Origin of the sequence: Micromonospora sp. NPDC049497 (assembly GCF_044465805.1) — a bacterium.
Lineage (GTDB): Bacteria > Actinomycetota > Actinomycetes > Mycobacteriales > Micromonosporaceae > Micromonospora.
The window spans coordinates 53566-65265 of record NZ_JBITMC010000019.1 but is presented as its reverse complement, the minus strand read 5'-3'; the positions used below and the strand labels follow the sequence as shown (position 1 = coordinate 65265).

Sequence of the window (11700 nt, the reverse complement as noted above, 5' to 3'; positions counted from 1 at the left end):
AACGATGAGCACCGCCACGGACACGCCGCTCACCTCCGGCCCCGGCACCTCGCTCCGGACGGGACCCGGTGCGACGCTCCAGCTCACCGTCGCCACACTCGGTTTCCTGGTCAACTTCTGGGCATGGGCGCTGCTGGGTCCCCTCGGTCCCGGCATCAAGGAACGGCTCGACCTGGGCTTCGCCGCGCAGTCTCTGCTCGTCGCCGTACCGGTGCTGGTGGGATCCCTCGGCCGAATCCCGGTCGGCGCGCTCACCGACCGGTACGGTGCCCGGGTCGTCTTCCCCCTGGTCACACTCGCCACGATCATTCCGGTGCTGACACTGACGGTGGTGTCGTCGTATCCCGCGCTGATCGTGACCGGCTTCTTCCTCGGCATCGGCGGCACGGCGTTCGCCGTCGGAGTTCCCCTTGTCTCCGGCTGGTACCCGGCGGCCCGGCGCGGCTTCGCGATCGGCGTGTTCGGCATCGGCACCGGCGGCACCGCGATCGCCAACTTCACCACCGTGCGGCTGGCCGACGCGTACGGCGAAGACGCCCCCTTTCTGCTGATCGCCGCGATCCTGGCCGCATACGCGGTGCTGGCGTTCCTGCTGCTGCGCGACGCACCCGGGCGTGTCCGCCCGGCGGGCACGCTCCGGCAGCGGCTCACCGCCGTCGCGCGGCTGACCGTGACCTGGCAGCTGTGCTTCCTGTACGCGGTGGGCTTCGGCGGCTTCGTTGCCTTCAGCGTCTATCTGCCCGCGTACCTGCGCACCCAGTACGGACTGGAGCCCGCCGACGGTGCGCTGCGTACCGCCGGCTTCGTGGTGCTGGCCGTGCTGGCCCGACCGGCCGGCGGATGGCTCTCCGACCGGGTGCATCCCGTGCCGGTGCTGGTGTGGTGCTTCGCCGGGGTGGCAGTCCTCGCCGTCGTGCAGGCGTTCGCGCCGCCCCTGATGCCGGTGGCGACGGTCGCGCTGCTCGGCATGGCGGCGCTGCTCGGCGCTGCCAGCGGCGCCGTGTTCGCCCTGGTCGGCAAGGTCGCCCCGGCCGATCAGGTGGGTGCGGTGACCGGACTGGTCGGTGCTGCGGGCGGGTTGGGTGGCTTCGTTCCGCCGCTGGTGATGGGGTGGGTGTACGACATCCAGGGCTCGTACGCGATCGGTCTGATGCTGTTGTCCGACGTCGCGCTGGCCGCGGCGGTGTTCACCGCGGTCAAGATGGCCAACCTCGCTCGCACCGGTTGATCCGCATCGCAGGTCCCTGCCGCCCGTGCTGCGGTCGACCCCGTCCCGGCCTACCGTGATCGGATGCGATCGGCTCTGCTCACCGGCTCCCTGGCCGCCGTACTGCTCGGGACGGCCGGCGGCTGCGCGGGCGGCGAGGGCGGCGCCGGGTACAGCCCGCTGCGGCACCCGTTCCGCGGCGCGACCCTGCTGGTGGACACCGACAGCCCGGCGGCGCACTGGCGGGACGACCACGACGCGACCTGGTTGGATCCGATCGCCGACACCCCGCAGGCCCGGTGGCTGACCGGTCCGGACGACCTGACGGACCTGGCGCCGGTGCTGGCCGCGGCCCGCCGGCGCGCGGCTCTGCCGGTCGTGGTGATCTACCACGTCCCGAACCGCGACTGCGCCGGCCCGAGCCGGGGCGGCGCGGTCGACGCGGAGGCCTACGCGCGGTTCATCGCGCAGACCGTGCGGCGGCTCGGCGACGACCGGGCGGCGGTGGTCCTGGAGCCGGACGCGGTGGCGGCGGACTGCTTCGACGACGCCCGGGCGGACCTGCTGGCCGACGCCACCCGGACGCTGGCCGACGCCGGCCACCACGTCTACCTCGACGCGGGGCATCGCCGCTGGCGGAGGCCGACCGAGACCGCCGAGCGGCTGCGAAGGTCCGGCATCACCCGGGCCGAGGGATTCTCGGTCAACGTGGCCAACCGCCAGTCCACCGCCGACAGCCACCGGTGGGGGTTGGCCGTGTCACGGCTGGTGGGCGATCGGGAGATGGTCATCGACACCTCGCGCAACGGGCTGCCCGCGCCGCCGGACGACCAGTGGTGCAACGCGACCCCGGAGGCTCTCGGTCCACCGCCGACCACCGATCCGGGCCTGGAACGGGTCGCCGCACTGCTCTGGATCAAGAGTCCAGGCGAGTCCGACGGGCCGTGCGGCCGGGCCGAACCGGCGGCGGGCGTCTTCTCCCCCGCCCAGGCCCGCGCCCTGATCGCGGCAACGCCGTGGCTGCCGGCTGCCGCCCGGGAGGCGGCAGCCGGGGCGCGGGCACCGCTCAGGTGACCGGTTGCGGCTGGGCCTCGGCCACCTCGCCGGTACGACGCAGCTTGTGCCACTTCAGCCGTCCACCGCTGAGCGCGGTGATCACCGAGTGCACCAGCACCAGGTACATGACCTGCCGGTAGAGGAACTGCTGGAGCGGAAGGGCCCAGAGCGGGCTCAGCGGTTCCCGGTCGAGGCGGAACGCCAGGATCGCGGTGACGATCTGCACGACCATGACGGCCAGCCAGGCGAGCACGGTCTCGTAGCGGTCGAGGAAGAACAGCCCGTAGACGGCGAAGATGTCGACGACCGGGGCGAGCAGCGGCAGCAGCACCGAGAACAGGGTGATGAACGGCAGCCCGCGTCGACCGAACCGGCCCGACGGCCCCCGTTCGACCAACGCCCGGCGGTGTCGCCACAACGCCTGCATGGTGCCGTAGCTCCACCGGTAGCGCTGCCGCCACAGCTCCGGCAACGTGCTCGGCGCCTCGGTACGGGCGACGGCGGTCTCCTCGTAGACGACCCGCCAGCCGGCGCGGTGGATGCCCATGGTGAGGTCGGTGTCCTCGGCGAGGGTGGCCCGGCTGAGCCCGCCGGCGGCCCGTACCGCCTCGCGACGGAACGCGCCCAGGGCTCCGGGGATGGTGGGCATGCAGTGCAGCGTGTCGTAGAGGCGCCGGTCGAGGCTGAACCCGATGACGTACTCGATGTGCTGCCAGCGGCCGAGCAGCCGCCGCCGGTTGCCCACCTTGACGTTGCCGGCCACCGCGCCGACCCGCGGGTCCGCGAACGGCTGCACCAGACGGTGCACCGCGTCGGGCGCGACGACGGTGTCGGCGTCGACCATGACCACCAGGTCGTTGCGGGCGAGCGCCACCCCGGCGTTGAGCGCGGCGGCCTTGCCGCCACCGGGAACCCGGGCCACCCGCACGTTGGGCAGCCCGAGGCGCTCCACCTCGTCGGCGGTGCCGTCGTCGGACTCGTCGTCCACGACCAGCACCTCGATGCCGGGGTGTGTGCCGGAGGCCAGTGAGCGAACGGCGGCAGCGATGGTGGTCCGCTCGTTGAAGGCGGGCACGATGATCGTGACCGGGTCGTTCACCTCGCCACCCCAGGACCAGGTCGGGGCGCGGCGACGGCGGGCATGAGCCACCGCGTACCCGAAGAGCAGCAGGGTGCGCGTCAGGGTGAGCAGGCCGACGACGATGAGCAGCAGCCACAGGACGTGCACGGTGCCGTCGGCGAGCCGCACGCCGCCGACCAGCAGCGCGCCGCGAATCTGGTCGGCGGCGCCCGGCCGGACCGTGGCGGCGGTCGGCCAGCCGAGCCCCTGGGAGACGGTGGTGAACCGGTAGCCGCGGGCCTGCATCTCGGGAATGAAGCGGTCCAGCGCGGCGATGGTCTGCGACCGGTCCCCGCCGCTGTCGTGCATCAGGACCACCGCGCCCTGGTCACCCTCGGGGATGGAGTTGCGGATGATGGCGCCCGAGCCCGGACGGGCCCAGTCCCGGCTGTCGGTGTCGTTGAACACGGACACGTAACCCCACCGGCCGGACTCCCGCACCAGCGGCCAACTCGCGTCGTCCAGCGAGTCCACCCCGCTGGAGTACGGCAGGCGGGCCAGCGAGGTGTCGACGCCTGTGACGTACTGGATGGCGGTGCGGGTCTGCGAGTACTCCAGCTTGCGCCGCCAGGACGGCAGGTCCGCCATCTCCGGGTGGGTGAAGGTGTGGATGCCCAGCTCGTGACCCTCGCGGGCCATCCGCTCCGCCAGCTCGGGGTGCCGGCTGACCTGCGAGCCCACCACGAAGAAGGTGGCCGGTGCGCCGTGCCGGCTCAGCACGTCGAGCACCTTGGGGGTCCACGTCGGATCGGGACCGTCGTCGAAGGTCAGGGCGATCGTCCGCGCCGGCATCGGCCGGGCGTCCAGCTTGCCGCCGCGCGTGTCGACCACCGTCCCGCCGTCGCGGACCACCGCCGGCACCGTGCCGGTCCCGGTCGGACCGTCGCTCTGGTGGTCGGGGGTGAAGCGCGCGTTCGCGTACGCCCCGACGGCGAGCAGGTTCAGCAGGATGAACGTCGACACCGCCGCCAGCATCCACCGTCGGCGGTTACGCCTGCGCTGCCGCCGCTCCTCCGCCGACGACGCGGACGGCGTGGACGCTGGCACGATCTCGCCGGTGTCGGCCACCCGTCGGCGTCCACTCCAGACGGCCATCAGCTCGTCGACCCCAACACGTCGAGACCCTGGACGATCCAGAACGCGACGACGAGCAGGAGAGCGATCGCGACGAGCGCGTACACGGTCTGGCGCAGCAGGTGACCCCGGCGCCCGGAGCGGTCCACGAAGATCGCCGCCGTCACGTCGGGTGGCTGCAACAGCTGGGTGGCCACGTCGACCGGCTCATCGGCGGTCGCCGGCTCCACCGGGACCACGCCGTGCCGTACCGGCGGCTCCACCTGAGCGGCGCTGCCCGGCGGGACGGCCGGCCCGGTCGGTGCGGCCACGCCACGGACGACGGCCGGCCGGGTGGGTGCGGTGGGTGCGGCCACGCCACGGACGACGGCCGGCCCGGTCGATGCCGCGACACCGCGGGCGGCTCCGGGTGAGGCGGAGCGGGCCCGCCGACGTGCCCACGGAATCCCGGCTGACTCCCGGCTGGCGGGGGCTGGTTCGGCTGGCGGCACGCGCGCGACGTAACGCCTGTTCATGTTCTTCACAGTGGGGGCAGTACCCACGGCCGCTTGATCTACTAACGCTGACCTGCGAAGAGAATTGAGCCGGGTACGACACCTGCCCTGCTCAGCTTCCCGAGGACCCCAGCTGTCGCGCTTCGGCGATCGCCGCCTCGATGGACTGTCGGACGACGCCGGTGCGCTGAACGACCAGCACCAGGACCTGCTTGATGTTGTCCAGGGCCTGGAGCAGCGACCCGGGCTGCCCACCCCGCAGAATCATGGTGACGAGTTGCTGTGCCTCACCGACCTGGGTGATCGCCCCGGCCGTCGCGTCGCGTGCGCTGACCACCGCGGACTGAACGGGTGTCAGTCCGGAGATCGTCTCCTGCGTGGTGGCCTCGTGCGGAACGGCAGCGGCCGCCTTCGTCGCCTCCCCGATCGAACCGGAAAGGCTACCCAGGTCGCCCTGGATTGCCGTGATCGTGCTGCGTACCCGGGCCATTCCCGCCGCCACGGCCAGGAAGCCGGCCGCCGCGGCCCGCAGCGCCACCTCCTGCGCCTGACTGTCGGCGGCGGCTGCCAACCCCTGTGCGCGCTCGACGCCCGTCATCAGCGCGCGCAGTTCACCGGTGATCTTCTCGATGTGCGACACGTAGCCGACTTTCCGATCGCAGGCAGTGAAGGTGTCTGACCGCTGAAACTACCGGGGCATCCGTGCCACCACCAGACGTCGTCGATGGCGTGACCGCGTCAGTGCCACGAACCGGGCGGCTCAGGTACGCGGTCGGGCGGGGCGACGTCGTCACGCCCGCGTTGGCGGCGGGGACCGTCCTTCGAAGTCTGCGGATCCGTTGGGTCACAGCGGCCCGGCGGACCCCGACGATGACGGTACTTGACCGGGAGCGGTCGAAGGTCTGGCGAAGATGACCGACGGCCCCCGACCGGGATACCGGCCGATGACGTGCGGATGCCGCACGCGAGGGGAGAGCAGATGGCCGATCTGATCGACAGGAACCTACCGCGGGTGTCCCGCCGTGCCGTCCTACGCGGGGCGGGTGTGCTCGTACCGGGAGTGGTGCTCGCGACGGCGGGCGGGCGGGCGGCCTCCGCCGCCGGGGCGTCCCGGCTGGACGGCGCGGTGCGGGGCGCGTTCTCCGCACCCGTACACGTCTGGGCGACCTCGGCGGGCCGGGCCGGACGCGCCGCGCCCGGCGTCGTCTTCACCCTTGTCGCGAACAGCCGTCCGCTCGCCGGACGGCGGGTGCGGTTCTCGATCAGCGAGTTCCACCGGGTCGACCTCAGCGTGTGGTTCGAGGTCGCCTCCGGGCGCCGGTCTGCGCCGCGCCTCGGCCACCTCGACCTCGACACCGACGGCGCCGGGCGGATCTCGCTGGACCGCTGGCTGCGCAGCGGTGCCGTGCCGACCTCCGCGACCGGCGCCCACCCGGTGCTGCGGGCGCAACTCGTCGGCGCGGAGGACATCCTCGCCATCACCACCCTCGACGTGCGGAGCGGACAGTGACCAGGACCGTCGCCGGGGCCGAGCAGTGGGCCCGCCAGCACGTCGTCGACGCCGGTGGCGCCGGCTTCTACAACGGTTACAACTGGAACGGCATGTGCCAGGCGTTGATGTTCCGCGCCTGCGCGCTCGGAGACTCCCGGAGCACCGCCTATCAGGCGTTCATCGACTCCGGGGCCGAGTACGCCGACTATTCGGCGGCGCCGCGCGGCGCTTTCCACTGGTGGGCGAACCACGGCAACGGCGGCCACCCCGGTCACGTCGCCCTCGACCTCGACGGCGGTGGCACCCGCTGCCTGATGGCGTCGTCGCTCCTCTCGGGCGGGCAGGACTTCGCGCCCGGTGGGTACTGCATCGGCACCCAGTCCGTCGCCCGGTACACCGCCCTGTCCGGCCTGATCTACAAGGGCTGGACCCTGGACAACGTCGGCTACCGGATGGCCGACGTGGGCGCCCCCGGCCCGGGCACCACCCCGGGACCGTCGGAGTACGTGCTCACCGCCGACGACCAGCGGGTGCTTCAGCGCCTCGCTCTGCGCGGCGGGTACGGCGGCCCCGTGGACGGCGTCATGGGCGTCCTGAGCTGGAAGGGCGTGCAGACCGCCGTCCGGGACTTCGGCTACACCGGGCCGATCGACGGAATCCCCGGCACCCGGACCTACACGGCGATCCAGACGCTGGCCCGCGACGGCGGCTACGAGGGACCACTCGACGGCGTCCTCGGCCCCAACACCATCCGCGGCGTCGCGGCGTGGTTGGACGCCCATCCGCCGGTCACCCCGCCCGCGAACGACTACGTGCCCGGTATCGACGTCGGCACCAGCCAGGCGAACCTCGACTTCCTGGCCGCGCGCGCCGCCGGGTTCCGGTTCTGCGTCGTCAAGTCGGGCGGGTCCAACGACGGGACGCGCCAGCCGTACACGTCGCCGTACTACACCCGGCAGGTGGACGCCGCCCGCGCGGCCGGGTTCCTCGTCGGCCACTACTGGATGACGGGCTGGGGTACCGCGGCGGGCGACTCCGCGTACTTCCTCGCGAACCTGCACGACTACCGCCCCGGCGATCCGCTGATGGTCGACGTCGAGGGCATCGACGGCAGCCCCGTGTGGAGCGACGCGCAGACCGCCGCGTTCATCAACGCCGTCAAGGCGGCCCTGGGTGTGACGCCGTTCCTGTACACGTACTCCGCGCTGCTGCGGTCACGGACCTGGCCGCTGACGCAGGCGACCGGCGCGAAGCTGTGGATCGCGCACTACGACGTACCGCCGGGCAGCCCGAACATCGGCACCGCGTACCCGACGTGGGCGATCCACCAGTTCAGCGCCTCGGGGTCGGTCAAGGGCGTGGCCATCGACATGAACGTCGCGAAGCCTGACGCGTTCGGCTCGGCGACCCTGCCGCCGCCCGGCGCGAACCCGGTCCCCGGCCCGACGCCGGGCATCCCCCTCGCCGACGGCGTCACGCTGCAGCGGGTCGCGGAGCTCGGCGGGTACGTCGGCCCGGTCGACGGCGTCCTCGGGTCGAACAGCTGGAAGGGCGTGCAGACGCACCTCACGCGGCTCGGGCTGTACAGCGGTCCGGTCGACGGCGTGCCCGGCACCAACACGTACAAGGGCTTGCAACTGCTCGCGCAGCGCGGCGGCTACACCGGCCCCGTCGACGGCGTCCTCGGACCGAACAGCTACGCGGGGCTGCGCGCGTACCTCGACCAGGTCGCCGGCGGCGTCACGATCGCGACGGCCGACGCGAAGACGCTCCAGCAGCTCGCGCAGCGCGGCGGCTACACCGGGCCGGTCGACGGCGTCCTGGGAGTGCTGAGCTGGAAGGGCGTGCAGACCGTCCTGTCCCGGGGTTACTACACGGGCCCGATCGATGGGGTGCCCGGACCGAACACGTACAAGTCACTCCAGCTGCTCGCCGCCGACTACGGCTACACCGGCCCGATCGACGGGGTGCCCGGACCGAACACGTACGCCGCCATCCGCACGTATCTCAGCGTCACCTCCGGCGTCCCGGGCCCCATCTCGATCGCGGACGGCACGACGCTGCAACGCATCGCCGTCGGCGGCGGCTACCCGGGGCCGCTCGACGGTGTCCCCGGTGCGCAGAGCTGGAAGGGCGTGCAGACCGTGCTGCGCGGCTACGGCTACGCCGGTCCGATCGACGGGGCGCCGGGCACCAACACGTACAAGGCGTTGCAGACCCTGGCGACCGCCGGCGGCTACACCGGTCCCGTCGACGGCGTCATGGGCGTCCAGAGCTGGAAGGGCGTCCAGACCGTCATGCGGCGGTTCGGCTACACCGGGCCGATCGACGGCGTCCCGGGCGGCCAGACGTACGCGGCCATGCAGCGCATGGCGAAGCTGGGCGGCTACGCGGGCCCCGCCGACGGCGTGCTCGGAGCGTACAGCTGGAGCGGTCTCCAGACCTGCCTGCGGGGCTGGGGCTACTCGGGCCTGATCGACGGCGCACCCGGATCCGGCACGTACACGGCGTTGCAACGCATGGCCCAGGGCGGCGGCTACACCGGGCCGCTCGACGGGGTGCCGGGGCCGAACACGTACCGCGCACTCGCCAACCTCGTCCCCTGAGCGACTCGTCCGACCACCCCACCTCAAGAGGAGAGAACCATGTCCGAGTACGTATCACGCGGGTGCTGCGACGGCGACGACCCGCGTACCGCTCCCGTCATCAGCCGTCGTGCCATGTTGCGGGGCGGCGCGGCGGTCGGCGGCGGGCTGGTGGTCGGCGGCCTGCTGCTGCCGACCGCGGCGTACGCCAACCCGGCGATCTACCACCCGTTCCGCGCCTACCCGATCACCGACGGTTGGCAGGCCCACCTCAACCGCGGCTCCCTCGGCGGCATCGACTTCGGCATGGCCGTCGGCACCAACCTGCCCGCGTGCGGGGCGGGAACCGTCGAGAACATCTACTACAACGGGACCGGCGGGCACACCGTCACGATCCACCTCGCCGGCGGCTGGCGCAGCCAGTACATGCACTTGTCGCAGTTCCTGCTGGCGAACGGGGCCTCGGTGGCGTCCGGGACGGTCGTGGGCCGCTCGGGGGGTGCCGCCGGCGCGGACGGTTCGGGCTCGTCCACCGGCCCGCACCTGCACTGGCACCTGATCACCCCGAACGGCGTCCGGGTCAACCCGCTCGACTACGTCGGCGGGGGGACAGGCCCCACCCCCACCCCGGCCCCCCAGACGGAGGGCGTCATCCTGCAGGAGATCGGCCAGGCGGGCGGTTACACCGGCCCGGTCGACGGCGTGCCGGGCACGTACACCTGGTACGGCGTGCAGCAGGTGATGCGCGGCTACGGCTACACCGGTCCGATCGACGGCGCCCCCGGCACGTACACCTACGCCGCCCTCCAGCGGCTCGCCGCGAAGGGCGGCTACGGCGGCCCCGCCGACGGCGTCATGGGCACCAACTCCTGGAAGGGCGTGCAGACGATCCTGCGCGGCTTCGGCTACACCGGTCCGATCGACGGCGCCCCCGGCACGTACACCTACGCGGCCCTCCAGCGGCTCGCCAAGCTCGGCGGATACACCGGCCCCGCCGACGGTGTCATGGGCTCCTACTCCTGGCGGGGCGTGCAGAAGCTGCTCTCCGGCTACGGGTACGGCGGTCCGATCGACGGCGTTGCCGGAATCAACACCTACAAGGCGCTGCAACAGATGGCGAAGCTCGGCGGATACACCGGCCCCGTGGACGGCCTGCCCGGCCCGTACACCTGGGCGGCGCTCGCTCGCCTGATCTGACCGCGTACGACGGGGCCGCGTCCGGACCGGGCGCGGCCCCGGTCCGCTCGGGGAATTCGGACGGACCCTTCCGGAACGCGTGACGGACGCCGAAGACGGGTATGGTCGGTGTCGACGGGCACTCGCCCGCGACCGGGACACCGGATCGGGTCCCAGTGCGCACGCCGGGCTTCACGACGACACGCGGCAGGTTACTCCCGCGACCCGATGCGCTCCGCTCCTCAAGAAGGATCTTGCATGACATCGAAAGACACCCACGTTTCGGCGTTGTTCCTCGCCATCCCCACCCTCGACGGGCTCGACGCCGACGTGAGGTTCGACGGCAGCGAGGAGGCCATGCGGCGGCTGCGCCACCCGTTCGCGGTGAGCCCCGCGGCTTCCGGGCCGTCGTCGACGGCGATGACGGGCGAGGGCCCGGGTCGGCGCGCCTGACCCCTGCCGCAGCCGGCGGCGGTTCATACTTTCGGCTAGTAATCAGTCGGTCTTTCGGGTAGCGTTCACGCCATAACCTGAACGACATGACGCGGTGGCGAGGCCCGTGGTCGTGGCCTTGCGACAGCGCACACGCCCGTACGTGCGCTCCCGGCGACAGCCGGTTCGGAGATCTTCCGGTCGATCCGATCCACGGGCACGGGAAGGACCAGTCCCATGGTCATGACCTTCGAATCGACGACCAGCACCCGCTCCGGCCGGCCCGGCGGCACACTCGGCGATCACCGTCCGGATGATCTCCTGGCCGCCATGGCCGCGACCCCGGCCGACGACCCCCGGCGGCCGGCGCTACGGGAACGCGCCATCGAGGCGTGGTTGCCGCTCGCCCGCCACCTGGCGCGCCGCTACTCGGGACGCGGGGTCCAGGACGAGGACCTGACCCAGACCGCCGCGATCGGGTTGATCAAGGCCATCGACCACTTCGACCCCACCCGGGGCGTCGACTTCACCGGGTACGCCATCCCCACCGTCATCGGCGAGATCAAGCGGTACTTCCGCGACCGCACCTGGTCGGTACGGGTGCCCCGCCGCCTGCAGGAACTCCGCCTCACGATCACCGAGGCGAACAGCACCCTCACGCACACGCTGGGGCGTTCGCCGACCGTGGCCGACATCGCGGCCTACCTCGAGGTGTCGGAGGAGACCGTCCTGGAGGGACTCGAAGGGGCGCGGGCGTACCGGGCCACCTCGCTGTCCACCCCCGTCGGTGCCGACGGCACCCAGGAACTCGGCGACACCCTCGGGGCCACCGACAACGACTTCGACCTGGTCGAACTCCGCGTCGCCCTCGGGCCGGCGCTCGCCACGCTGCCGGAACGCGAGCGCAGGATCCTGAGCCTGCGCTTCCACGGCAACCTCACCCAGGCCGAGATCGCCGGTCAGATCGGCGTCTCGCAGATGCACGTCTCGCGGCTCATCACCCGAGCGCTGGCCAAGCTGCGCGGTCAGCTTTCCGAGGACTGCGTCTGACCCTCACGGTCCCC

At 72.4% G+C, this 11700-nt stretch carries 10 protein-coding genes; 7 read left to right on the top strand and 3 right to left on the bottom strand.

What is annotated here, in order from left to right; all coding sequences use genetic code 11:
- Window positions 1-4: 4 nt before the first annotated feature.
- Window positions 5-1228, top strand: a complete 1224-nt coding sequence (locus ACIBR0_RS23295) for a nitrate/nitrite transporter (protein WP_396718967.1) — start codon at window positions 5-7, stop codon at window positions 1226-1228.
- Window positions 1229-1291: 63 nt separating this feature from the next.
- Window positions 1292-2281, top strand: coding sequence for a glycoside hydrolase family 6 protein (locus tag ACIBR0_RS23290; protein ID WP_396718965.1), 990 nt, complete (start codon window positions 1292-1294; stop codon window positions 2279-2281).
- Here ACIBR0_RS23290 and ACIBR0_RS23285 read toward each other — a convergent pair.
- The 3 genes from ACIBR0_RS23285 to ACIBR0_RS23275 all read right to left on the bottom strand — a co-directional run bounded on the left by ACIBR0_RS23285 (window position 2274) and on the right by ACIBR0_RS23275 (window position 5591).
- Entirely contained in the window at window positions 2274-4478 is a 2205-nt protein-coding gene (locus ACIBR0_RS23285; RefSeq protein ID WP_396718963.1) for a bifunctional polysaccharide deacetylase/glycosyltransferase family 2 protein, read from the bottom strand. The genes ACIBR0_RS23290 and ACIBR0_RS23285 overlap by 8 nt on opposite strands.
- The gene (locus ACIBR0_RS23280) at window positions 4478-4813 is read right to left on the bottom strand and encodes a hypothetical protein (protein WP_396718961.1); all 336 of its coding nucleotides are present in this window, start codon (window positions 4811-4813) and stop codon (window positions 4478-4480) included. The genes ACIBR0_RS23285 and ACIBR0_RS23280 overlap by 1 nt, the downstream gene beginning before the upstream one ends.
- Window positions 4814-5063: 250 nt before the next feature.
- Entirely contained in the window at window positions 5064-5591 is a 528-nt protein-coding gene (locus ACIBR0_RS23275) for a DUF6244 family protein (RefSeq protein ID WP_396718959.1), read from the bottom strand.
- Window positions 5592-5930: 339 nt separating this feature from the next.
- Here ACIBR0_RS23275 and ACIBR0_RS23270 point away from each other — a divergent pair, with 339 nt between their 5' ends.
- The 5 genes from ACIBR0_RS23270 to ACIBR0_RS23250 all read left to right on the top strand — a co-directional run bounded on the left by ACIBR0_RS23270 (window position 5931) and on the right by ACIBR0_RS23250 (window position 11686).
- On the top strand, window positions 5931-6461 hold the full coding sequence (locus tag ACIBR0_RS23270) for a hypothetical protein (RefSeq protein ID WP_396718957.1): 531 nt from the start codon (window positions 5931-5933) through the stop codon (window positions 6459-6461).
- On the top strand, window positions 6458-9049 hold the full coding sequence (locus ACIBR0_RS23265) for a GH25 family lysozyme (protein ID WP_396718955.1): 2592 nt from the start codon (window positions 6458-6460) through the stop codon (window positions 9047-9049). The genes ACIBR0_RS23270 and ACIBR0_RS23265 overlap by 4 nt, the downstream gene beginning before the upstream one ends.
- A 39-nt stretch (window positions 9050-9088) precedes the next feature.
- Window positions 9089-10225 (top strand): peptidoglycan DD-metalloendopeptidase family protein, encoded by a 1137-nt coding sequence (locus tag ACIBR0_RS23260; RefSeq protein ID WP_396718953.1) that lies wholly within the window; start codon window positions 9089-9091, stop codon window positions 10223-10225.
- Between the two features lie 237 nt (window positions 10226-10462).
- Window positions 10463-10657, top strand: a complete 195-nt coding sequence (locus ACIBR0_RS23255) for a hypothetical protein (protein WP_396718951.1) — start codon at window positions 10463-10465, stop codon at window positions 10655-10657.
- Window positions 10658-10966: 309 nt separating this feature from the next.
- A complete protein-coding gene (locus tag ACIBR0_RS23250; protein WP_396719060.1) occupies window positions 10967-11686 on the top strand; it encodes an RNA polymerase sigma factor SigF in 720 nt (239 codons plus the stop codon).
- Window positions 11687-11700: the final 14 nt, after the last annotated feature.

Bases quoted from the DNA above. Each gene is read 5' to 3' on its own strand.
- ACIBR0_RS23270 (WP_396718957.1), top strand. From the start codon at position 5,931: ATGGCCGATCTGATCGACAGGAACCTACCGCGGGTGTCCCGCCGTGCC.
- ACIBR0_RS23295 (WP_396718967.1), top strand. From the start codon at position 5: ATGAGCACCGCCACGGACACGCCGCTCACCTCCGGCCCCGGCACCTCG.
- ACIBR0_RS23260 (WP_396718953.1), top strand. From the start codon at position 9,089: ATGTCCGAGTACGTATCACGCGGGTGCTGCGACGGCGACGACCCGCGT.
- ACIBR0_RS23285 (WP_396718963.1), bottom strand. From the start codon at position 4,478: ATGGCCGTCTGGAGTGGACGCCGACGGGTGGCCGACACCGGCGAGATC.
- ACIBR0_RS23250 (WP_396719060.1), top strand. From the start codon at position 10,967: ATGGCCGCGACCCCGGCCGACGACCCCCGGCGGCCGGCGCTACGGGAA.
- ACIBR0_RS23290 (WP_396718965.1), top strand. From the start codon at position 1,292: ATGCGATCGGCTCTGCTCACCGGCTCCCTGGCCGCCGTACTGCTCGGG.
- ACIBR0_RS23255 (WP_396718951.1), top strand. From the start codon at position 10,463: ATGACATCGAAAGACACCCACGTTTCGGCGTTGTTCCTCGCCATCCCC.